We start from the raw sequence: 22340 nt of genomic DNA, 5'->3' as shown, positions 1-22340 counted from the left end.
AAGAGTCAAGCGCGGAACATCTCATATATCCCGAACATGAGCCCTGACCTCTTCCGCATAGAATTCAACTTCGAGCGTGGTCGTATAGAACGAGAAGCCTTCCCGACCCGTCTCGCTATGAGCCCAGTAGTCCAACGCCATAAGCACCGCATATCCACCTATCGGATCAACACCCCTTGGCAGGTAATACTCGACATCGGTCAGTTCAACGTCAACAAACTCAAGCGTTATTGACTTGGGGGCAGTTGCATACCGGAAATCCAGAAAGATCGACATGTGATCAAGGCCCGGAACAAAGCGGATGCCAACCACCCGAGCTTCGTTCTTCAGATCAACTTCCCCCAACTCATCCAGAGTGAAGTCGATATGTCCTGGCCTTTTCTGCAGAGCCTCCAGTCCAGAAAATATCACCAAACACACCTCATCCCCTGTTGACCGTGGCGGTACACACGATAGATATCGCACCACCCCACAGACGCGACCGGCCCGTCGTTACAGCAGAAACACCCGGTGGTCACGTTCGCGACAAATCGGGAAATGTGCTCGATTTCGCCCCGACGCCTGTCCACCGGGACCGCCACCCACCCCAGCGATTTCCCGAGCCCGTGACCCGGGTTGATCAGGTGTGTCAGGATCAGTGGGTCACTGCTCACGTCGTTGGTCTGCCACAACGGCCGGGAACCCACCGGCTGCCCGACCGCTGTCGGCGGATGCTGGGGAGGCGGCCATGACCGAGGCCAACCCGAGGGAAGTGTCCACTCCGGTCCCGGGCAGTCCGTGCTGGGTGGAGTTGGCGACCGAGAACCCCGCCGTGGCCCAGGACTTCTACCGCACGCTGTTCGGCTGGGAGTACGAGACCCGAACGGACGGCTGGGGCCGGCCGTACACCGTGGCCACGCTGTTCGGTGATCCGGTCGCCGGGCTGCGCCACCACTGGGGGCCGGTGCTGGACTGGACGCCCTACCTGGCCACCGGTGATCTGGCCGGGCGCGCGAAGACCGCGCAGCAGCACGGCGGCACGGTGCTGGAGAGCGAGCACGTGGTGCCGGGGGTGGGCACGAAGACGCTGATCGAGGACGCCAGCGGGGCCACGGCCGGGCTGTGCCAGCCCCACCGGGACTGGCGGTTCGCCGCGGGCATGCCGGGCATGCTGGTGTGGCTGGAGTTCGTGATCCGCCGGGCCACCCTGGCCGACCGGTTCTTCGGCGCGCTGTTCGACTACGGGCAGAAGCAGTTCGGTGACGGCCGGTACGTGGACTACATGGTCTGGTACGCGGGCGAGGACTCGGTGATCGGCCGGGTGCGGATGCCCGAGGACGCGCCGGCCAACACGCGGCCGCGGTGGATCGCGCACTTCGCGGTCGATCCCGACGTGGGCTTCGACCAGACCCTGGACCTGGCCCGGATCAACGGCGGGCGGCTGCGGTTCAAGCCGTACGTGTCCACCCTGGGCAAGGTGGCCGTGCTGGCCGATCCGCTGGGCACCCGGTTCGCCATCATCGATCCGAGCCAGGCCGCTGACTGGGACTACGCCTCCGCGGCCGACGACCCCTACGACGACTGAGCCGTCAGCGTCATCCGGGCCCGCCGGCGACGAACCGCGCTCAGCCGGTGTAGGTGGCGAAGATCCTGGCGAAGTCGTACGGCTGCTGGCTGATGTTGGTGCACTGGTAGAGCGCGCCGGTGCAGGCGTTGCGGTCCCGGGTGGCCTCCCAGAACGACAGCATGCCGATGTGCTGCTGCTTGGCGAAGTTCACCAGCTGCTGCGCGTCCTCCTGGTAGAAGATCTCGTTGCGCGAGTCGTTCACGCCGATCATCGGGGTGACGCCGACCATGGCCCACGCCTGCGCGTCGGTCAGTCCGGTGTAGACGGTCTTGATCTGGTTCTTGGTGCTGGTGGCCGCCTGGATGGCCTTGGCGCCCTGGTCGCCGGGGCCCTGGTAGTAGTCCATCGCCATCACGTTGACCTTGTCCAGGGTGATGCCGGCGTTCTTGGCCGAGCGCACCACGCTCAGGCCGCCGTCGGTCAACCCGCTGGGCAGCACCGGCAGGGTCACCGAGATCTTCAGGTTGGGGTGGCTGCGCTGCACCGCGGCCAGCGCCTGGGAGCGGCGTTCGATGGACGCGCTGTCCTGGCTGGCCGCGCCCTCGATGTCCAGGTCGATGTAGTTGGCCTGGTAGGCGTCGATCACCGCGTTGTACTCGGTGGTCAGCGCGCTGACCGAGCCGCACGCGAGGGCCAGTTCGATGCCGCTGGCGCCGCCGAAGGAGATCTTCACGTCCCCGCCGGCCGCGCGGAGCTTGGCGATCTCCTCCTTCTGCCAGCCGCTGCGCGGGTCGTAGGCGTTGAACCAGCTGGCCTTGCAGCCCGCGCCGGTGACAAAGCCCAGCGTGTAGCTCTTGACCCCGCTCGCCGCGGACATCGCGGACAGCGACGGGGTGGGCCACGCGCCCATGTCCACGTACGGGGCGACCGGCACGGCCGCGGCGGTCGTGGCCGGGGATCCAGCCGCGTCGGCGGCGGTGGCGGTGGCCGACGGGGCGGCCAGGGCGAACACCGCGGCGGCCAGGGCGGCCATCGGGGCGAGCCGGCGGGACAGTGGTGCCATTGCTGGGTTCCTCCTGTGGGGACTGGGGGTTCCTCGGGAGGCGGCGGCGGATCACCCATTGGTATAGACCAAATTTGGCAGCGGCGGACAGGGCCGTTCGGAGCAACGCGCACCTGCGCTGGCACCCTTGGCGTTGTGGAGGAACAGATACACGAGAAGATCCGCGCGGTCGTCAGGGCGATTCCCGCTGGTCGGGTCGCCACCTACGGCGACGTCGCCGACCTGGCCAAGGCGCCGTCGCCCCGGATCGTGGGCCGCGTGCTGGCCGAGGACGGCCACGACCTGCCGTGGCACCGGGTGTTGCGGGCCAACGGCAGCTGCGCGCCGCACCTGGAGCAGGAGCAGCTGGCCCGGTTGCGCGAGGAGGGCGTGCCCGTCACCGACGGCAGGGTCGACCTGCGCACCCACCGCTGGGAGGTGGCCCGACCGGACGAGGCCGACGAGCCGCCCGGCCTGTGGTGACGCTCGACCGCTCGCCCAGCGGTTGATCCAGCCGTCATCCTCCGGGGGCAGTCGTGATCACCCGGAGGGACCAGGAAATCGCTTGCCAGATCGGCGTTCGCGCTGACGCGCCACCGAGTGGTCCGCCCCTACCGTCATCGCCACCTCAATCCGGAGAATCTGGAGGAATCAGGCAGATGACAGGGAGAACACGAGCGGTGGCCGTGGCCGTGGTGGTCGCCGGCCTCACCGGCGGTGTGCTCGCGGGAGGTGCCACCGCCGCCGGGGCTTCCCCTGGCGGCGGACTGGCGTGGACGGAGTGCGCCGGCACGGACGTCCCGGCGGGCATGGAGTGCGCCACCCTGCGGGTGCCGGTGGACTGGGCCAAGCCCACCGGCCGACGGATCACCCTCGACCTGGCGCGGCTGCCCGGCACGAACCCGGCCGCGCGGATCGGCTCGGTCGTGGTCAACCCAGGCGGCCCCGGTGCCGACGGCATCGACGCGTTGAAGAGGTCCGCCGCCCGCTTCACCGCGCTGCGCGACCGGTTCGACGTGGTCACCTGGGAACCGCGCGGCTCCTGGTACACCTGGGGTGACGCGCTCACGCAGTGCGCCATGACCGGACCGGTGTTCGCCCTGCCCCACACCGAAGCGGAGTACCAGGCCAGGGCCGAGGCGAACCGGGCCGCCGTCGAGCAGTGCCGCGGCAGGGACCCGGAACTGTTCGACCACCTGGACTCGGCAGCGCACGCCAGGGATCTGAACGCGATCCGCGCGGCCGTGGGTGACCGGAGGCTGAACTTCCTGGCCAACTCCTACGGCGGGGTGATCGCGGCCAGCTACGCCCGGCTGTTCCCGGACCGGGTCCGCACCGTGGTCCTGGACAGCATCCCCGACCACGTCAGCACCGACCGGCTGCCCGAGGAGATCGACCGGTACCGCGACAAGGAGGAGGTGTTCGCCCGCTGGATCGCCTGGTGCCAGGCCGCCACCACCTGTTCGCTGCGCGGCCAGGACATCCCGGCCGTCTGGCAGCGGCTGCTCGCCGACGCCGACGCCGCCCCCATCCCGGTCGGCTCGACCGGGGTCAGCTACGACGGGTTCGACGTGCAGATGGCGATCGGCCCGTTCCTGTCCAGTGCGGAGCGCTGGCAGCAGCTCAGCGACGCGCTGGACGAGGCACTGCGCGGCGACGCCACCGGGTTGAGCGCGCCCGCCGCCGGCATGCCCGGCCGCAAGCCCGTGGCGCCCAACGCCGGCCTGGCCACGTCGTGTGCGGACGGCATGCGGGGTTTCGCCTCCTACGCCGACTACCAGGCGGAGGTGCACCGCGGTCGGGAGCTGTCCCCGAACTTCCCCGGCTACCAGGCCGCCATGCGGATGCCCTGCGTCGGCTACCCCGGGCCGGTCAGCAACCCGCCGAGCCCGATCAACCCACGCGGGCTGCCGCCGCTGCTGGGCGTCGCCGACCTGCCCAGCCTGAACGCCACCAGGAACGTGGCTGACCAGGTGCCTGGCTCAGTCACCATCGCCATCGACGGGCTGGAACACGGCGCCTACCTGAACTTCGGCAACCCGTGCGTGGTGGCCCACGCCAACCGGTACTTCGTCGACCGGGTGCTGCCGCCGGCCGGCGCCACCTGCCCGACGAGCTGACCACCGCCCGGGGACGCCCAGCCGCACGGCGTCCCCGGGCTATCACCGTCTACTGACGACAGTCCACACGGGAACGCCGTACCGGCCGGCGCCCGGGCTCAGCCCAGCACGCCCAGGTGGGTGCGGTGGTGCTGGGGCGTGTCCACCTCGTCCAGCACGGCGATGGCGAAGTCGGCGTAGGAGATCCGGTTGGCCATGTCCGCGCGCTCGCCCACCCGGTAGCCGCCGGTGCGCGCGCCGTCGTGGTCGAAGTCGCCGCACGGGCTCAGGTACAGCCAGTCAACGGCGTCGCCCTCGGCCCGCAACACGTCCAGCCCGGCCGCGTGCGCCAGGCAGAACTCGCGCGCCTCGGCCGGCAGGTCCATCGCGTCCACGAACCGCGTGCCCGTGTCGTCGGGCAGCAGCGCGCCGAGGCCACCCACCACCAGCCGACCGATCCCGGCCCGCGCCACCCCGGCCAGCAGGGCCCGCGTCGAGTCCACGAAGAACGCCGGCGGGTTGGTTCCCGGCCCGTACACCGCGGCCATGGACACCACCGCGTCGTGCCCGGCCACCAGGTCGGCGACGGCCGCGCCGTCGGTCACATCGCCCGCCTCGACCCGCACCCCGGCGCCGGCCAGCTCCGCGTACTTGGCCGGGTCGCGCACCACGGCGGTGACCTGGTGGCCCCGGCCGCGCGCCTCGGCCACCACCTGCCGACCGGCCCGGCCACCCGCGCCGAACACCACGATCCCGCTCATCGCGAACACCCCTCTCCGCCTCCGGTCGGGACGTGTTCCCGGCCGGTGGCCGGACCATAGGCGGCGGGGTGGTTTCCGATCGGATACCGCGATCACGGTTATCGTGGCGGGCGTGCGCAAGCCGCTTGCCCCCGACATGTTCGACGAACTGTGCCCGTCGGCGCTCTCCCCGTTCCGGTTGGTCGACAAGTGGGCGCCGCTGATCATCATGTGCCTGGAGGACGGCCCGCGCCGCTTCTCCGAACTGCGCGTCCCCCTGCACGGCATCACCGCGAAGACGCTCACCCAGTCGCTGCGCGGTCTGCAACGCGACGGCCTGGTCACCCGCACCGCCTACACCGAGGCCAGCCCGCGCGTGGAGTACGAACTCACCCCGCTGGGCCGCAGCGTGATCAAGCCGATGCTGACCATGTGCGCGTGGGTGAGCGAGCACTGGGACGAACTGCTGGATGCCCGCGAGGCGTACGAGCGGAACACGTCCCAGCTCGACCAGGCGGGCTGATCAGCCCAGGGACGGGAACAGGGCGAGCGCGTTGCCCCGGTTGATCCGGGCCCGCTGCGCCGAGGTCAGCGCCGGGTCGCTGTCCAGCGCCGCCGCCATGTCCAGCATCTGCTCGCTCGTGGAGTAGGGCCAGTCGGTGCCGTAGAGCAGGCTGGGCGCGCCCGCCGTGGCCAGCAGCGTCGGCGTGGCGTGCGGCGACATCGGCGCGGCCGTGTCGTAGTGGAACCGGCGCAGGTCCTCGGGCAGCAGCGCGGCGTCCATCGGCGGGGTCATGCTCGCGCCGGCCCGCGCCACCCGCGCGCTGATGTAGGGCAGGAACCCGCCGCCCTGCACCAGCACGAACGACAGCTGGCCGAACCGGTCCAGCGTGCGGTGCATCATCATGTTGATGGCGGCGCGGGTGGTCGCCAACAGGTAGTCGCACACCGAGCTGGGCAGTCCGGGCACGTCGGGGTTCTGCTCGCTGGCCCTGGTCAACGCGACCGGGTGCACCATCGCCACCGTGCGTTCGGCGTCGAGCTGGGTCAACAGCGGGTCGAAGACCGGGTCACCGAGGTAGCGGCCCTGCCCGTCGTGCGTGGGCAGTTCCACCCCGACCGCGCCGGCTTCCCGCCCGTACTGGGCCGACCAGCTCGCCCGGTCCAGGTTGTCCAGGTACGCCTGGGCGAGGAAGGCGAACCTGCCGGGGTGCGCCTCGGCCAGTTCGGCCAGGGCGTCGTAGGCCACCCGCAGGCTCTCCTGGTACTGCGCGTCGTCCGCGTAGGGCGCGTTCTGCGGCAGGCGCAGCGACACCACCGCGGTGGCGATCCCGGCTTCGTCCATCGTGGACAGTGTGGTGTTCGCGTCCCAGTGCGCCCACCACGGCACCTTGTTCCGGTCGGCCAGCCCCCGCGACTCCGCCCAGTCCAGCCAGGTGGGCGGGGTGCAGTGCTGGTGCACGTCGATCCGGCGGTCGCGGTTGTCCCGGTTGTCCCGGCCGGTCACGTCGTCGAGTGGGGCGGCCTGGCCGCCCGGGGTGGCGGCGAGCACGCCGGCCGCGGCAGCGGTGACCACGACCGCGCCCCTGGCCACGTCCCGTCGAGTCAGTGTTCGTTGCGTCGTCACCCATCCCAGTCTTCTGTCCCATGTGGACAGCCGCGACCGCAGGCCGGGATTTACCGCCGTTCGTGCGCCCGGGCCCGGCTCAGCCCAGGGACGGGAACAGGGCGAGCGCGTTGCCCCGGTTGATCCGCGCCCGCTGCACCGGGGTCAGCGCGGGATCGGTGTCCAGGGCGGTGGCCGCCGCCAGCACCTGCTCCCGGGTCAGCGCCGGCCAGTCCGAGCCGTACAGCAGGCGCGCCGATCCGACCGTGGCCAGCAGCGTCGGCGTGGCGTCGGGCGACATGGGCGCGGCCGTGTCGTAGTGGAACCGGCACAGGTAGTCCCGCAGCAGACCGGGGTCCACCGCCGGGGACAGCTGCCCGCCCAGCGTCCTGACCCGCGCGGCGATGTAGGGCAGGAACCCGCCACCGTGCGGCAGCACGAACGACAACCGGGGAAACCGGTCCAGCGTGCGGTGCATGGTCATGCTGAGACCGACCCGGGTCGTGGCCAACAGGTAGTCGCACATGAAGTTGGGCACGCCGGGGACCGCGGGCTGCTGCCTGGTGGTGCCGGGCAGATCAGCGGGGTGCACCACCGCCACCGCCGTCTCCGCGCTGAGTTCGGCCAACAGCGGGTCGAATGCCGGGTCACCGAGATAGCGTCCGCACAGGTCGTGGGTGTGGAACTGCACCCCGACCGCGCCCGCGCGCAGCGCGTACCGGGCCGACCACCGGGCCAGCTCCAGGTTGTCCAGGCGCACCTGGGCCAGGAACGCGAACCTGCCGGGATGCGCCGCCACCACCTCGGCCACCGACTGGTAGGCCACCCGCAGGCTCTCCCGGTGCAACGCGTCGTCCACCTGCGGATGAACGATCGGGGTGCGCACCGACATCACCGCCGTGGCGATGCCGGCGGCGTCCATCATGGACAGCGTGTCGGCCACGTCCCAGTACACCCACCAGCGCAGCTCGTCCCGGTCGAGCACGCCGCGCGCCTCGGCCCAGGCCAGCCAGGCCGGGGTGAGGCAGTGGTGGTGCACGTCGACGCGGCGATCCCGGTCGTCGTCGCCGGCGGCGGTCGCGCTCCCGTCACCGGCCAGGCTGAACACACCCGCCGTCGCGGCGGTGACCACGGCCGCGCCCTTGGCCGCCATCCGCCGACTCAGCACTCGTCTCATGATCACCCGAGACAGTTTTGGGTCGCGTGTGGACGGTCGCCACCGGAGGCCGGGAATTCCACCGATCGCGGAACCCGACCTCACCATGCGTGCGCACCGGGGATCCAGCGGTTTGACCGCACTGGCCACAAGGGATGAACAGCGGCTGTTCGGTGACGCTTTCCCAGTCGTGGGCGGGTTTTCCGCTCGCCCGATCGTGCGGTGATCTTCCTACCCCAACGGGTAGATGACCGGATACCTTGTCGGCTCATATGATTCTGCGACCAACGCGCATCTCGCGGGGCGGGGACATGATGCGCATCCGTGGCCGTTCGGGCGGGGTGTGTGGCACATGAGCCGTGACGAGATCAACGACCCACTGCTGTATCCCTTCGCCGACGGGCAGCAGCTGCGCCTGTCACCGCGCTACGCGGAACTGCGCCAGACCCCGGGACTGCCCAGGGTCCGGTTGCCGCACGGCGCCCCCGCCTGGTTGGTCACGCGCTACGAGGACGCCAGGTTCGTGCTCACCGACCGCCGGTTCCGCGCCAGGGTTCCCGGCCAGACCCCGGACACCCCGCGGATGACCCCCGATCCGCCGCCGCCCGAGGGCGACATCGTCCAGCACACCGGCGCCGCGCACATGCGGCTGCGCAAGGTGCTGGCCAAGGCGTTCACCGTCCGCCGGGTCGAGGCGCTGCGCTCGCGCACCACCGGGATCGTGGTCGAACTGATCGACGACATGGAGCAGCTGGGCCCGCCCGCCGACCTGGTCGCGCACTTCGCCCTGCCGCTGCCCATGTCCGTGCTCAGCGAGCTGATCGGCATCCCGCCCGAACACCACGACCAGGTCATGACCTGGTCCGGTGCCCTGCTCGGCCGGGAACTGACCACCGTGCCGCCGCACCAGACCGCCGAGCACGTCGCCGCGTTCACCGACTACCTCACCAACCAGATCCGCCACCGCCGCGCCACCGCCAGCGGCGGTGTGATCAGCGAACTGGCCCTGGCCTGCACCCGTGGCACGCTCAACGCCAGGGAGGCCGCGGTGCTCGCGCTCAGCCTGGTGCGCTCCGGCCGGGAGGCCACCACGGTCGCGCTCACCAACTTCGTCCACCTGCTGTCCTCCACCAGGCAGTGGAAGCGGCTGGTGGACGACCCCGCGCTGGTGTCCACCGCCGTGGAGGAACTGCTCCGGTTCACTCCGCTGAGCGCCGGTGCCCTGATCCCGCGCTGTGCCGTGGCCGACGCCGAGGTCGGCGGCCACCTGGTCCGCGCCGGCGAGTTCGTCATCGTCCCGTTCACCGCCGCCAACTGGGACGAGACCGCGTTCACCGATCCCGGCGACCTCGACCTGTCCCGCCGGCGCAACTCGCACATCGCGTTCGGGTTCGGGCCGCACCGGTGCATCGCGGCGGAACTGTCCAGAATGGTGCTCCAGGTCGCGCTGACCCAACTGGTGGAGCGCATGCCCGAACTGTGCGTGGCCGTGCGCACCGACGAGCTGCCCTGGCTGACCACCGGTCAGTTCCGGGGGTTCGCCAGACTGCCCGTGTCCTGGTAGGACCGCGGCAGGGGGAACGCGCAGCCGGCCGGGCTGGCCGGACAGGTGAAGTGCATCGACTCCAGGCGCGGGATCATGGCCATCGGCTGTCCTGCCGGGAAGACGGTTCCGGCGACGACGCCGTAGTACTCGCCCTCCATGGGCAGCCGTTCCCCGAACACGAGCTGGCTGGTCCAGCGCGCGCCGACCCGGTCGAGCCGTGGCGCACCCATGAAGTTGGGTCCGCACGTGGCGTCCGGCAGGAAGTCAACGGCCTGCCCGCAGTTGACCCAGATCTCGTTGAACTGCAGGGCCGGCCCCCGGTCCAGGATCACCGTCACCTGCCAGCGCGGCTGCCGGCCGTTGAGGTTGATCCGCAGGATGATGTCGAAGTCACCGATGAAGCCCTGCTCGAAACTGAAGTAGGTGGCGTTGCCCTTGCTCTCCGCGATGTAGCCGTTGATCCTGCGGTGACAGACCTCGACGTTCTCGCACCAGACGTCGTAGTCGTCCCCCTGGCGCAGCCCGTCCGCCACGGCGGGCGGGGCGCCACCCAACAGCACCGCCGCCAGCGCCGTCAGCGCCGTCAGCGCCACGCACACCGCTCGCCGCATCCGCGCCACCCCGGCGCGCCGCACACCGCCGTGATTCCGCTTTCCCATGAACCGAGTTTCCGTTCCCCGCCCACGGGAAGATCGGACTACCGAGTGGTTATCGCTGGAACGTGTGAGACGTGGTGGAGTCCGGAAAGCCACGGGAACTCCACCACACTCCTGTCTCAGGACACCGGGTTCATCACGGGAAGTAGCAGTTGTCCGTGCTGCCGTAGCAGTTGAAGCGCGGCGTCTCCACCATGCCCATGACGTACTGCGAGTAGCCGCTCGGCGTGAACCGCGCGGTGACCGCGCCGTAGTACTCGTCCGAGTTGTTCAACCGGTTCCCGAACAGCAGCTGGCTGTTGAAGTACGGGGACACCCCGTTCACCACGGGCGCGCCCGCGTAGTGGTTGCCGCAGTTGATGCCGGGAGTCATCGTGGTCTCCTCCCAGCAGTTCACCCACACCTCGTTGAACTGGATGGCCGGGCCGGTGTCCAGGATCAGGCTCTGCCGCCACTGCGCCTGCCGGCCGACCAGGTCGGTGCGCAGGATGACATCGTAGGTGCCGATCAGGCCGTCCTGGTTGCCGTAGGCGACGTTGCCCTTGGTCTCCTGCGTGTAGTTGCTGACGATCCGGTGGCAGGCACTGCCCGTCTCACACCAGTTGTCGTGGTCGTCCTGGGTGATCCCGGGTGTTCGCTCAGTGCTCGGCGCGACCGTCGGCGCGATCGGGACGAACCCGACTCCACTCGTGTTCTGAATGGTCAGCCCACTGGGCGTGCACACCCAGTTGGGCGCGTCAATGCGCAGCGCCGTGTCAATGCACGGCCGGAGGACCTGACTGGTCTGGTCGATCTTTCCAGCGTCCGGGTCGGCTGGCTGCGCCAGTGCCTGCGTGGTGCTGAGCGCCATCGCCGCCAGCGCCACGCCGGCTACCCGCCAAACCCGAGATGAACTGATCCGCTGTCCCATGACTGGCCTTTCCCCGTCGAGTGGTTCGGACGCCTGACGCCCCGGCTCGGTCATGTCCAGTTGAGCCGGGACGCCACGCTCGTGTCCTTCTCGCCGAGTTTCCGTCGGTCGCACACGGTCAGGCCGACTTACCCGTTGGTTATCGCCAGAACGTGTCACGTCGACGGATCATCCAGTCCACAGTAGACAAATCGATCACGTTCGGTTGGTGATCACTCCGCCGAGGCAGCATGGGTCGGGTGATCAACGATCACGGTCGGCGCGGACCGGCTCGACCCCGGCACGTAGACGATCGCGCATGCGGTTGAGCACGTGACGCATGGACCGCCCGGGCACGCTCGGCTTCACTGAAACCATGACCGACCAACAGATCCTGGTACTGGCCGCGACCGGCAAGACCGGACGCCGGGTGGTGTCCCGGCTGCGCGCCACCGGCACCCCGGTCCGCGCCGCGTCCCGGTCCAGCGACCTGCGCTTCGACTGGACCGACGAGTCCACCTGGGCACCCTGCCTGACCGGGGCGACCGGCCTGTACCTGGTCGTGCCGGACGAGCCCGCCCCCTTCGCCGACTTCATCGGCCAGGCCGTGGCCGCGGGCGTGCGCCGCATCGTCCTGCTGTCCGCCCGGGGCATCGTCCACTACCCGCCGAACACCATGTACGTTGCCGAACAGGCGCTCCGAGCGTCCGATGTGGACTGGACAGTGCTCCAGCCCAACTGGTTCAACCAGAACTTCGACGAGTACTTCCTGCGCGATCCCCTGCTCGCCGGGGAACTCGCGCTACCGGTGGGCAGCACGCCCGAACCGTTCATCGACGCGGACGACATCGCCGACGTCGCCGTCGCCGCACTCACCCAGGACGGCCACGCCGGCCAGACCTACGAGCTGTCCGGCCCCCGCGCGCTCAGCTTCGCCGAGGCCACCGAGATCATCGCCACCGCGAGCGGCCGGCGCATCCGATTCACCGACGTGTCGGGCGAGCAGTACGTGGCCGCCATGACCGACCAGGGCGCACCACCCGAACTCGCCACCTACCTCGCCGGCCTGTTCGACGTGGTGCGCCAGGGCCACATCACCACCGTCACCGACGACGTCGAACGCGTGCTCGGCCGTGAGCCACGCACCTTCGAGTCGTACGTGGCCACAGCCGTGCCCGCCTGGCGCTGAGCGGCGGTCAGTCGGTAGTCAGTGGGTCGGCTGCTCGGCCACAGCGGCGGCGAGGAACGCCCGCCAGTTCGCCGCGCTGAAGCCGAGCACCGGCCCATCTACGTTCTTGGAGTCCCGAACCGCGACAGCGGCCGGCCCGAAGGCCACCTCGACGCAGTTCTCCTTCTCGCTGTAGCTACTCTTCCTCCACCTCGAAGATCGGCAGGTCATCAGGTGCCCTCCCGGATGCGCTCGGCCCGGCCAGCTTCGCCAGGAACTCCCGCGATTCTGCCTCACTCAGGGCCAGTTCGGCGAGCCACTTGAACTCATCCCGGAAGCGGTCGATGTCGACCTTCTGCTCCAGGAACAGGCTGGCGACCGTGCACTCCTGATACGCCACCGGACTCCTTTCCGGAAAGTCCATCAGCACGAGGGGTTCATTGGGCGCGGCCAGGCCAGCCTGCTGAGGCACCACCCGGAGGGTCAGGCTCGGCCGGGGGCTCATGAACAACAGGTGCAGCAGCTGGTTTCGCATGGTCACGGGGTTTCTGGTCTGCCGCCGCAGCGCTACTTCAGAGACGTAGAAGAACGTGCGCGTCGGGTACGCGCCGGACAGGATGCGCTGCCGCTCCTGCTTGAGCTGCACCATCTGCTCCAGCCCATCCCCCTGGCTGTGCCCCCGGGCAAGTCCCAACTCCCGGGTGTACTCCGGAATCTGGAGCAGTCCGGGAACGAGCAGGGGTTCGTAGGTGTAGATGGTGTCGGCCTCCCACTCGTGCCGGATCAACACCTTGAGGTTCTCCCGCAGTTCGCCCCGGTACCGGTTCAGCATGTCGGGCTGGTTCGCCCCGGGCACCATCGCGAGTAGCCGCTCCCGCTCCTCACCCGTCACACCGCACACGGCCAGCCAGGCGATCACGTCCGTCTCGCGGAACCGGATCTTGCCCGACTCGAAGCGGGACACCTTGCTCATGTCCCAGCCGAGCTTCTGCATCACCTGCCTGCGGCACAACTTGGCGGCTTCCCGCCGTGCGCGGAGTTCGAGCGCGAGGTCTCGGCCCTGGACCGTTGCCGGCACTTCGCCCATGACGTGTCTCCCCCTTTCGGGTACTGACCTCTGGATCACGCAAACGGTAGGCCCGAAAAGGGGCGAGTTTGACCGGTAGACATGGATTTCGCCCGAAAGGTGGCGGGTGTGCACCACCGGCAAATGTGTTATCTACTCTCGGTGCAGAGTGCGCCGCCCACTCGGTTTCGATGCCGTTGTCGGCCGCCGGCGGATGGGTGGGTTGCGTTGGGGAAATGATTGATAAGTGTGGTCCCGTTGACTGCTGTTCCGACTGCAGCCAAGACTTCCGCATATGCAGGTCCGGTCGATCCCGGGTTGCCCTTCTGCCGTCAAGTCGCAGGGATAGAACACCCGTTCGAGTGATGAAAAGGGTGGGTGGGCTGCCTAACCTGGACATATGCAGGGGGAAACCGGGGGGCTGCTCGACACCATCGTCGAGTACACCAAAATGATCAACATCATCGAGGGCCTACGCATACAGGCCCTCGCCGAATACAAACACACCCACGAACAGCCGGAATTCGCCGCCGCCGAACTCGCCGTGGCCGCGCGGTGGACCCAACACCACGCCAACGCACAGTTGTCGTTGGCGACGGATCTGGTCACGCGGTTGCCGGCGACCCTGGCGGCGTTGCAGGCCGGGACCATCGACACCTACAAGGCCAAGGTGATCTCCGAACTCACCCTGCCCCTCGATCCTGAACAGGCTCGGCAGGTGGAGGCCGAGATCCTGGCCAGGGCGGCCGAGCAGAACAGCGCCACCCTGCGCCGCCGCACCCGCGAGGCCGTTCAGCGGGTGGACCCCGAGGGCGCGGAGCGGCGGCACCGCCACTGTGCCCAGGACCGGGCGGTGCGGTTGCAGACCGGCGACAACGGCATGGCCGAACTGTCCGCCTACCTGCCCGCCCACCTGGCGTTGGCCGTCTACGACCGGATCAGCACCGCCGCCTGCCAGGCCCGCACGCCCGACGACCAGCGCACCGCCGACCAGCGGCGGGCGGACGCGTTCGTGGACCTGTGCCTGGGCGAGGCCGGCTACCAGGCGCAGATCCAGGTGACCGTGGCGGCCAGCACCCTGCTCGGCGTGGACAACCAGCCCGGTGAGCTGGCCGGATACGGGCCGATCCCCGCCAGCGTGGCACGCGAGATCGCCGCCGAGGGCACCTGGCGGCGACTGCTCACCGACCCGGTCAAGGACACCCTGCTCGACTACGGCCGCCGGACCTACCGGCCACCCGCCGCGTTGGCCGACTTCGTGCGGGCCCGGGACAAGACCTGCCGGTTCCCCGGCTGCCTCCGCCCGGCCAACAAGTCAGACCTCGACCACCACGTGCCGTTTCCGCACGGCGACACCTCAGCACACAACCTGACCACGTTGTGTCGGCACCATCATCGGGTCAAGCACAGTGGCCGGTGGCAGTCCAAGCGCCGCGACGACGGCACGGTGATCTGGACCAGTCCGAGTGGCCGCCAGTATTCCCGGGAACCCGAACGCATTATCGGCAGTCAACCGGTAGCCGCCGACGATTCCCCACCACCCTTCTAAGTAAATCTCTGCAAAATGACAGCAGAAGGGCAAGCGGGCAGTCAACCGGCGGCCGATGCTGGCCAGTCTGGGATGCGGCCGGAACAGCAGCCAACCGGACCACACTACTCAATCATTTTTCCCAAGCCGACCACCCACGAACCGGTGTCCGCGTCGCCACCGCTCACTTTCGCACGCCGCCGATCGGAAATGCGGCGCGCATCTCGGACCGGTTGACGATGACCGCGGCTGGCACGAGGGCGAGCGCGCCCGCGATCTGCACCGCCACGAACCACGGCGGCAGGGCACCGGGAATGCCGCTGATGGCGATGATCGCGATCGGCACGACAACCGAGATGATCCGCACGCGCACGTACGCCCACCGCGCTCCCCGGGCGGCGAGCACGGTGAACCAGTAGGCCGCCGCCGCACTCCCGAGCATTCCGCCGGCGCGGCCCCACATGAACGATGTCACCTCGTGGCCCGCCACCGCGAGCGCGACGACCACGACGAACACCGCGACACCGACCACACCGTATGCGGTGACGAACTTCCGCACCCTGCCGAAGGCCTGTTGAACGTGCGGGTGATCGACGTGACCGGCCCCGGCACCCCCGGCACCCCCGCCAAGCCCGCCAGCCTCGGCACCCCCGCCGACCTCGGCAACCCCGGCACCGCCGGCACCGCCGGCAACCCCGGCCCCCTCGGCACCCCCGCCAACCTCGACCGTCTTCCGCGTACTGGTTTCCATGATCTCGACGCTAGGGAGCACCCACGGCGTGCGGTATCGGTCTGGACGCACAGGATGGTGGGGCTAGCCCCACTTCACCGCCGATCCGGCGCTGACCAGGCTCGACACGGTGCACAGTGGACGGCGGACACACCAAACCGTGCCGGCCGGATCGGAGGATCATGCGACAGCTGAGGTCGTGGGTGGTGGGCGCCTGCGTGGGATTCGGGCGAGCGTGCGTTGTGCTGCTCGTCAGCATGCTGGTGCCGGCCGTGTGGGCCGCTGCCGTGGGGCTGTGGCTCTGGTGGGGCGGCAACCCGTGGTCGTGGATCGCGCCCTTCGTGTGGGCGATTATCGGCACGCTCGCCCTGGCTCGTCCGGTGTGCCGGATGTTCCGTTCCCTCGTCGCGAAGTGGACGGGCCACACCATCCCCGCCGGCTACCGCGAACCAGGGCCGATCGTCCGGATGGCCAACGGGTACTGGTGGAACGGGTACTCCTACGAGCGCACCAGTCGGGACGCCCACCGGGACCAGCGGCTGCGCACCTGGTGGCACGATCCGGCTACCTGGCGTGATCTGCGGTTCGTCGCGCTCGCCCCGGTCACCGTGGGTGTGGTCGCGGCCATTCCGCCGGCCGGGGTCGTGGCGGCGGTCCTCGGGTTCAGCCAGCCAACCCTCGCCGCGCGCCTGGTCGGGGTGCTCGGCGTGGTCGTGGCGATCCGCAGTGCGCCGCACGCCTGGCGGCCCGTCGCGCCGGTGGCCGCCCGCTTCCTGGGCGCGTCCGCCGCCGTGGCGCTGGCGGACCGGGTGGACGAGCTGACCACGCAACGCGCTGACCTGACCGTGGCCCAGGCCGCCGAGATCCGCCGGATCGAGCGGGACCTGCACGACGGCGCACAGGCCCGGCTGGTCGCGCTCGGGCTGTCCCTGGCGACCGCCGAGAAGCTGATGGACACCAACCCCGAGCAGGCCAAGGCGCTGCTGCGGGATGCGCGTGTCGGCGCGGCGACCTCCCTGACCGAGCTTCGCGAACTGGTGCGGGGGATCAACCCGCCGGTGCTGACCGAGCGAGGACTCGTCGACGCCGTGCGCGTGCTCGCGCTGGACAGCCCGCTGGAAACAGAGGTCAGCGCCGACCTCCAGGTGCGCCTGGACCCGCCGATCGAGTCCGCCGTCTACTTCGGAGTTTCCGAACTGCTCGCCAACGCCGTCAAGCATGCCAGGGCGACCCACGCGCGGATCTCCATCACCCAGGACGACACCGGGCTCGTCGTGGTGGTCGAGGACAACGGCCGGGGCGGTGCCGAGGTGCGCCCCGGCGGTGGGCTCGCCGGGCTGCGCCGCCGCCTGGCCGTCTTCGACGGCACGTGCGAGGTCACCAGCCCGGCGGGCGGTCCGACCCGCGCGAGAATGGTGGTGCCATGCGCATCGTTGTAGCCGAAGACCTCTACCTGCTGCGTGACGGACTGGTCCGCCTCATCGAGGCGTACGGGCACCAGGTGGTGGCCACGCCGACCACCGGACCGGAGACGCTGGACGCGCTGCTGACCTGGCGACCGGATGTCTCCGTCGTCGACGTCCGCATGCCGCCGACCCAGTCGGACGAGGGCCTGCGGGCCGCGCTCGCCGCGCGCCGCGAACTGCCCGGCCTGCCGATCCTGATCCTCTCCCAGCACGTGCAACAGCTGTACGCCCGGGAACTGCTGGCCGACGGCGTCGGTGGCGTCGGCTACCTGCTCAAGGAGAGCGTGTTCGACGCCGACCAGTTCATCGACGCGCTGGAGCGGGTTGCCGGCGGCGGCACCGCGATGGACCCGGCCGTGATCAGCAAGTTGCTGTCCAGCGGGTCCGCCAGCCGCCGGCTCGACCGGCTCGACCGGCTCACCGAACGCGAGCACTCGGTGCTCGGCCTGATGGCCGAGGGCCTGTCCAACCAGGCCATCGCCCAGCGGCTGTTCCTCAGCGAGAGCGCCATCAGCAAGTACACCACCTCGCTGTTCGGCAAGCTCGGCCTCGGCGACGACGACAACAGCAACCGCCGCGTCCTCGCCGTGCTCGCCTACCTGAACAACGCCTGAGGCGCGTCCCGACCCGATGTGAGCAGCTCCAGACCAATCGGACAAAAAAATTTTTGTCCGGGCACGCAACTCCTGGCCGCGCCGCGCATCTTTTAGGGGGCAAGCGGTCAACAACAGCGACCGCAAGACCTGATGGGGGCAAAGAAATGTTCAGCACCATTGTTCGCAGAGGCCGTTCCCTCGCCGTGGCCGCCGGGATTTCCGCCGTCGTCGTGGCGCTCGCGGGTGGCACCGCACTCGCCCAGGATTCAGCCAGCCCGGCCACCGGGACGCAGGCGCAGGTGCTCGGCCCGAACGGGTACGGCAACCTCCAGTTGGGCATGAACCCGATGGCGGCACTGGCCACCGGGCAGCTCACCGACTACAAGGTCGGCTGGCCGGAGTGCAGCTTCGCCAAGCTGAAGGACCAGCCGGCCGCGCCGGACAGCATCGCGCAGAACTTCGTCGCGGTCGCGCTTGACCAGGGCGTTTCCGGCATCTCGGTGAGTGACCCGGCCGTGCGCACGCCCGAGGGCATCGGCCTCGGCTCCACCGTCGACCAGGTCAAGGCCGCCTACCCCGACAGCGCCGACCAGCTCCAGGAGGGCCTGGACAACCTCGGCCGCGGCTACGTCACCGTGCCGGGCAGCTCGCGGCCCGCCGTGTACCGCATCCACGCGACCAACAACACCGTCGACCAGCTCGCGCTGCAGCTGACCAACCAGAACTGCTACGAGTGAGCTGAGCAGAGCGCAGTTCTTTCTACCCGGTAAACGGGATTCTCCACCTCATTTTCGGTCAATTTTCACCTGGTTCCGCGCTGCCCAAAAACCGGCGCGCCAGATACGGGGGTAATCAGAATGTTCAAGTCAACTCTCCACAAGGGACGCTCGATCGCGCTGGCGCTGGGGGCGTCGGCCGTGGTGCTGGCGGTCGCGGGCGGCACGGCGGCCGCGGCGGACGACCCGGACGAGCCCATGCCGGGCGGGCCGGTGCACTCCTTCAACCCGGACGGCTACGGGCCGCTGCAGCTGGGCATGGACCCCAGCTCCGCCCTGGCGACCGACCTGCTGGCCGACTACAGCGACCCGGGCCCGGGCCTGTGCAAGTCGGCCGAGCTGAACGACCAGTACGCCAACGTGCCCGGCTTCCCCTCGCAGACCTACGTGCTCATCTCGCCGAACTACGGTGTCGTCGCGATCGCGGTGAACCGGGCGAGCGTGCACACGCCGGAGGGGATTCGGCTCGGCTCCACCGTCGACGAGGTCAAGGCCGCCTACCCGGCCAGCGCCGAGCAGTTCCAGGAGGCCGTGGACAACATCGGCCGCGGCTACATCCCGGTGCCCAACAGCTCGCGGCCCAGCGTGTTCCGGATCGGCGTGGACGAGAACACCCACGTGGTGGACCAGCTCGCCATCGAGCTGACCTACCAGGACTGCTACGAGTGATCGACGGGAGCTGAACGGAACAGCTCTCCCCCTCAAACCGCCACGCGCGACTTCCCACCCCACCCGAGCAACGAACTCGGTCCAGCTTCGCGCTGCCCGAAAACCAGCGCACCCGACCAGAACAACTCCACGACCACAGTCGGTCGTCAGAAACCAAGAGAGCTAACCAGAATGATCAAGTCCACTGTTCGCGCCGGCCGCACCCTCGCCCTCGCCCTGGGCGTCTCCGCCATGGTCGCCGGACTCGCCGGCGGCACCGCCGCGGCCGACACCGTTGACGAGCCCATGCCCGGCGGCCCGGTCCAGTTCCTCGGCCCCGACGGCTACGGCGACCTCAAGCTCGGCATGGCCCCCAGCACCGCCCTGCAGACCGGCATGCTCGTCAGCTACACCAACCCCGGCGAGGGCCAGTGCAAGTGGGCGGAACTCAACGACCAGTACACCGACGGCTCCTACCGGGAGAACTACGTCGCCATCTCCCCCATGTTCGGCGTCTCCGCCATCTCGGTGAACCGCTGGAACGTCCGCACCCCCGAAGGCGTCGGCCTCGGCTCCACCGTCGACCAGGTCAAGGCCGCCTACCCCGACAGCGCCCAGCAACTCCAGGACGGCCTGGACAACCTCGGCCACGGCTACGTCAACGTCCCCGACAGCACCCGCCCCACCGTCTACCGCATCCACGCCACCAACAACACCGTCGACCAGATCGCCATCCAGCTCGCCTACCAGGACTGCTACGAGTGATCGACGGGAACTGAGCCCGTGGCCAGGCGGTAGCGGCTGGCCACGGTGTTGATCAACGAGGGGTGGGCTCCGATGGGGGCCGCGACGAGGTCGGCGCCCGCCTCAGCCAGCGACGTGTGGAACACCCCGGGGGCGAGCAGCCAGGTCGCCAGCGCCACCCGGGCACCGGGCCGCTGTTCGCGGCAGGCGGCCACCACCTCACCCACCTTGGGCCGGGCCGTGCTCACGTAGCCGACGGGCACGGCCGCGCCGATCCGCTCGGCCAGCAGTTGGGCCGCGGTGTCCACATCGGACAGCGCGCGGGCGTCGGACGAGCCGGCGGCGGCCAGCACCACGGAGTCGCCGGGTCGCCAGCCGGCCTGGGCCAGCCGCTCGTGCACGGCGGTCACCAGCCCGGGGTCCGGGCCCAGCGGCGTGGTCAGCACCACGTCCTGGCGGCCGCTGGCGCTGATCTGCGCGGGCAGGTCGACCCGCACGTGGTAGCCGCTGGCCAGGAACGCGGGCACCACCACGGCCGGGCCGGTCACCTCGGCCAGCACCTCGGTCACGTTGGGTTGGCGCACATCCGCGTAGGCCACCCGAACGGGCACGGAGGGTAACCGCTCGCGCAGTGCGTCGGCCATCCGGTCCACTTCGACGACACCGGCGGGATCACGGGTGCCGTGCGCGGCCAACACCAGCATCAGGCAGTGCTCCTCGAATCGTCGGCCGGCCGGTGACCCCGCTCCATCCTGGCCAGCACAGTCAACACCAGCACAACACCAGCATCAGGCGGTGCCCCTCGGATCAACCGCCAGCCGGTAACCCCGCTTCACCACAGTGTGCACCAGCCTGGGTTCGCCGAGCGCCGTGCGCAGTCGGCCGACCGCGGTCTCCACGGCGTGTTCTTCACCACCCGAGGGCAGCGCGGCCAGCAGGTCGCGCCGGGACACCACCCGGCCACCGGCCGCGACCAGCGCGTGCAGGATGGCCATCGGTGCGGGCGCGACCGCCCGCGGTTCCCCGTCCACCAGCACGGCCTGGCCGCGCACCTCGATGTGCCTGCCGCCGATGCGCAGCCGGGTGGCGCGCTGCGGCAGCGTCACGGCGATCTGCCTGGCCAGCGCGCCGATCCTGGCCCGGTCCGGCAGGACCACGGGAACACCCTCGGCCACCAGCGGCCCGGCCGCGATCGAGCCGACGGCGGCGACCAGCACCCGTTCGCGCAGCGCCCTGGCCAGTGCCGGCCAGCGGCCGGTGTCCCGGGCGGTGCGCAGCACGGTGAGCGCGGCCGGCGCGCTGGTGAAGGCCAGCGCGTCCACCTGGCCGGCCAGCACCGCGTCCAGCAGTCGGTGCAGCGGGCCCGGGTCCTCCGGCCCGGTCCACCGGTAGACGGGCACCTCGACCACGTCCGCCCCGGCCGCGCGCAGCGCGCGCACGAACTCGGGCAGTGGCTCGCCGTGCAGTTGCAGGGCGACCCGCCGGCCGCGCACGCCCTCGGCGAGCAGCCGGTCCAGCAGTTCGGCGTTGGCCTCGGACGGCGGCGACCACGACTCGACCAGGCCGGCGGCCCGGACCGCGCCGGTGGCCTTGGGGCCCCGGGAGAGCACGGCCGCGCCGCGCAGCCGGTCCAGCAGCGGGCCGGCCAGGCCCCAGCCCTCGGCCGCCTCGATCCAGCCGCGGAACCCGATGCCGGTGGTGGCGACCACGTAGTCAACGGGTTCCTCGGCCAGTCGTTGGGTGGCGGCCAGCAGTTCGGCGTCGTCGGACAGCGGCACGATCCGGATGGCCGGGCCGTGCAGCACCGCGGCGCCCTTGCGGGCCAGCAGCGTGCCCAGTTCGTCGGCCCGCCGGGCAGCGGTCAGGCCGACGGTGAACCCGGCGAGCGGCGGAATCTCGGGGACCGTGCCGGTCCGCTCGTCCACCGGGGTGCCGGTCACGCCAACCCCACCTGCACCATTCCGTCGACCACCCGGACCGGGTAGGTGTCGAGCACGACGTTCTGGTCGTCCAGGCACACCCCGGTGCTCAGGTCGAAGGCCTGCTTGTGCAGCGGGGACACCAGCACCGGCACCCCGCCCCGGTCGCCGACGATGCCCCTGGCCAGCACCCCGGCCCCGGTGAACGGGTCGATGTTGGACACCGCGTACAGCTCACCGGTGAAGGTGCGCACCACCGCCACCTGGGTGAGGTCGGGCAGCAGCGCGGCCACCCCCTGTTCGGGCACCAGGTCGTCGGCCCGGCACACCGGCACCCACTGGGCGACGTCCTGGGCCGTGCGGGCCGGCTGGGCCGGCCCCGTGATCGTCGCTGTCATGGTCGTCGCTGTCATGGTCGT

25 protein-coding genes are annotated in these 22340 nt (G+C 70.1%); 12 read left to right on the top strand and 13 right to left on the bottom strand.

All coding sequences use genetic code 11. The annotated features are described in order from the left end of the window. Positions 1-21 precede the first annotated feature (21 nt). Positions 22-411: a hypothetical protein gene (locus LX83_RS28975; RefSeq protein WP_253777020.1), complete on the bottom strand. Its 390-nt coding sequence runs from the start codon at positions 409-411 to the stop codon at positions 22-24. A 316-nt stretch (positions 412-727) separates the two neighbouring features. On the opposite strand from LX83_RS28975, the gene LX83_RS28970 reads away from it, so the two are divergent. Continuing rightward, positions 728-1564 carry a VOC family protein gene (locus tag LX83_RS28970; protein ID WP_253777018.1) on the top strand — a complete coding sequence of 279 codons (837 nt, stop codon included), beginning with the start codon at positions 728-730 and terminating at the stop codon, positions 1562-1564. Positions 1565-1604: 40 nt separating this feature from the next. On the opposite strand, the gene LX83_RS28965 is transcribed toward LX83_RS28970, so the two are convergent. Further along, positions 1605-2609 carry a chitinase gene (locus LX83_RS28965; RefSeq protein ID WP_253777016.1) on the bottom strand — a complete coding sequence of 335 codons (1005 nt, stop codon included), beginning with the start codon at positions 2607-2609 and terminating at the stop codon, positions 1605-1607. 135 nt (positions 2610-2744) lie between these two features. On the opposite strand from LX83_RS28965, the gene LX83_RS28960 reads away from it, so the two are divergent. Beyond that, entirely contained in the window at positions 2745-3071 is a 327-nt protein-coding gene (locus LX83_RS28960; protein WP_253777014.1) for an MGMT family protein, read from the top strand. A gap of 176 nt (positions 3072-3247) precedes the next feature. Next, the gene (locus LX83_RS28955) at positions 3248-4708 is read left to right on the top strand and encodes an alpha/beta fold hydrolase (protein WP_253777012.1); all 1461 of its coding nucleotides are present in this window, start codon (positions 3248-3250) and stop codon (positions 4706-4708) included. Positions 4709-4806: 98 nt separating this feature from the next. On the opposite strand, the gene LX83_RS28950 is transcribed toward LX83_RS28955, so the two are convergent. Continuing rightward, entirely contained in the window at positions 4807-5448 is a 642-nt protein-coding gene (locus LX83_RS28950) for an NAD(P)-dependent oxidoreductase (RefSeq protein WP_253777010.1), read from the bottom strand. Between the two features lie 112 nt (positions 5449-5560). On the opposite strand from LX83_RS28950, the gene LX83_RS28945 reads away from it, so the two are divergent. Next, the gene (locus tag LX83_RS28945) at positions 5561-5950 is read left to right on the top strand and encodes a winged helix-turn-helix transcriptional regulator (RefSeq protein WP_253777007.1); all 390 of its coding nucleotides are present in this window, start codon (positions 5561-5563) and stop codon (positions 5948-5950) included. Here LX83_RS28945 and LX83_RS28940 read toward each other — a convergent pair whose 3' ends face one another. Beyond that, a complete protein-coding gene (locus LX83_RS28940) occupies positions 5951-7054 on the bottom strand; it encodes an amidohydrolase family protein (protein ID WP_253777005.1) in 1104 nt (367 codons plus the stop codon). Positions 7055-7133: 79 nt separating this feature from the next. Then, positions 7134-8210, bottom strand: a complete 1077-nt coding sequence (locus LX83_RS28935; RefSeq protein ID WP_253777120.1) for an amidohydrolase family protein — start codon at positions 8208-8210, stop codon at positions 7134-7136. 331 nt (positions 8211-8541) lie between these two features. Here LX83_RS28935 and LX83_RS28930 point away from each other — a divergent pair, with 331 nt between their 5' ends. Further along, positions 8542-9753: a cytochrome P450 gene (locus LX83_RS28930; RefSeq protein ID WP_253777002.1), complete on the top strand. Its 1212-nt coding sequence runs from the start codon at positions 8542-8544 to the stop codon at positions 9751-9753. Here LX83_RS28930 and LX83_RS28925 read toward each other — a convergent pair. Beyond that, positions 9714-10394: a hypothetical protein gene (locus tag LX83_RS28925; protein ID WP_253777000.1), complete on the bottom strand. Its 681-nt coding sequence runs from the start codon at positions 10392-10394 to the stop codon at positions 9714-9716. The genes LX83_RS28930 and LX83_RS28925 overlap by 40 nt on opposite strands. Before the next feature lie 133 nt (positions 10395-10527). Continuing rightward, the gene (locus LX83_RS28920) at positions 10528-11256 is read right to left on the bottom strand and encodes a hypothetical protein (protein WP_253776997.1); all 729 of its coding nucleotides are present in this window, start codon (positions 11254-11256) and stop codon (positions 10528-10530) included. A gap of 400 nt (positions 11257-11656) precedes the next feature. On the opposite strand from LX83_RS28920, the gene LX83_RS28915 reads away from it, so the two are divergent. Further along, the gene (locus tag LX83_RS28915) at positions 11657-12469 is read left to right on the top strand and encodes an SDR family oxidoreductase (protein WP_253776995.1); all 813 of its coding nucleotides are present in this window, start codon (positions 11657-11659) and stop codon (positions 12467-12469) included. 18 nt (positions 12470-12487) lie between these two features. On the opposite strand, the gene LX83_RS28910 is transcribed toward LX83_RS28915, so the two are convergent. Together LX83_RS28910 and LX83_RS28905 are read right to left on the bottom strand one after the other, a co-directional pair. Then, complete coding sequence (locus LX83_RS28910; protein ID WP_308204069.1) at positions 12488-12616, bottom strand: DUF397 domain-containing protein; 129 nt, start codon at positions 12614-12616, stop codon at positions 12488-12490. A gap of 28 nt (positions 12617-12644) precedes the next feature. After that, complete coding sequence (locus tag LX83_RS28905) at positions 12645-13535, bottom strand: helix-turn-helix domain-containing protein (RefSeq protein ID WP_253776991.1); 891 nt, start codon at positions 13533-13535, stop codon at positions 12645-12647. A 379-nt stretch (positions 13536-13914) separates the two neighbouring features. On the opposite strand from LX83_RS28905, the gene LX83_RS28900 reads away from it, so the two are divergent. Further along, positions 13915-15063, top strand: coding sequence for an HNH endonuclease signature motif containing protein (locus tag LX83_RS28900; RefSeq protein ID WP_253776989.1), 1149 nt, complete (start codon positions 13915-13917; stop codon positions 15061-15063). Positions 15064-15226: 163 nt separating this feature from the next. Here the strand turns inward: LX83_RS28900 and LX83_RS28895 are convergent, their stop codons facing one another. Next, the gene (locus LX83_RS28895; protein ID WP_253776986.1) at positions 15227-15793 is read right to left on the bottom strand and encodes a hypothetical protein; all 567 of its coding nucleotides are present in this window, start codon (positions 15791-15793) and stop codon (positions 15227-15229) included. Positions 15794-15954: 161 nt separating this feature from the next. Here LX83_RS28895 and LX83_RS28890 point away from each other — a divergent pair, with 161 nt between their 5' ends. From LX83_RS28890 to LX83_RS28870, 5 genes are all read left to right on the top strand, one after another. Next, positions 15955-17211, top strand: a complete 1257-nt coding sequence (locus LX83_RS28890) for a sensor histidine kinase (protein WP_253776985.1) — start codon at positions 15955-15957, stop codon at positions 17209-17211. After that, positions 17196-17852 carry a response regulator transcription factor gene (locus tag LX83_RS28885; RefSeq protein ID WP_253776983.1) on the top strand — a complete coding sequence of 219 codons (657 nt, stop codon included), beginning with the start codon at positions 17196-17198 and terminating at the stop codon, positions 17850-17852. Before LX83_RS28890 ends, LX83_RS28885 begins: the two co-directional genes overlap by 16 nt. Before the next feature lie 185 nt (positions 17853-18037). Continuing rightward, complete coding sequence (locus tag LX83_RS28880; protein ID WP_253776981.1) at positions 18038-18571, top strand: hypothetical protein; 534 nt, start codon at positions 18038-18040, stop codon at positions 18569-18571. Between the two features lie 120 nt (positions 18572-18691). Beyond that, a complete protein-coding gene (locus tag LX83_RS28875) occupies positions 18692-19279 on the top strand; it encodes a hypothetical protein (protein ID WP_253776980.1) in 588 nt (195 codons plus the stop codon). A 171-nt stretch (positions 19280-19450) separates the two neighbouring features. After that, positions 19451-20023, top strand: a complete 573-nt coding sequence (locus LX83_RS28870) for a hypothetical protein (RefSeq protein WP_253776978.1) — start codon at positions 19451-19453, stop codon at positions 20021-20023. Here LX83_RS28870 and LX83_RS28865 read toward each other — a convergent pair. The 3 genes from LX83_RS28865 to nirD form a co-directional block, all read right to left on the bottom strand. After that, positions 20014-20706, bottom strand: a complete 693-nt coding sequence (locus LX83_RS28865) for a sirohydrochlorin chelatase (RefSeq protein WP_253776976.1) — start codon at positions 20704-20706, stop codon at positions 20014-20016. The two genes, LX83_RS28870 and LX83_RS28865, sit on opposite strands and share 10 nt — an antisense overlap. 84 nt (positions 20707-20790) lie before the next feature. Next, positions 20791-21942, bottom strand: a complete 1152-nt coding sequence (locus tag LX83_RS28860) for a uroporphyrinogen-III synthase (RefSeq protein ID WP_253776974.1) — start codon at positions 21940-21942, stop codon at positions 20791-20793. Further along, positions 21939-22319, bottom strand: coding sequence for a nitrite reductase small subunit NirD (gene nirD, locus LX83_RS28855; RefSeq protein ID WP_253776972.1), 381 nt, complete (start codon positions 22317-22319; stop codon positions 21939-21941). The genes LX83_RS28860 and nirD overlap by 4 nt, the downstream gene beginning before the upstream one ends. Positions 22320-22340: the final 21 nt, after the last annotated feature.

It is taken from the genome of Goodfellowiella coeruleoviolacea (assembly GCF_024171785.1).
GTDB classification, from domain to species: Bacteria; Actinomycetota; Actinomycetes; order Mycobacteriales; family Pseudonocardiaceae; genus Goodfellowiella; species Goodfellowiella coeruleoviolacea.
This window is presented reverse-complemented; position numbering and strand designations above follow the sequence as displayed.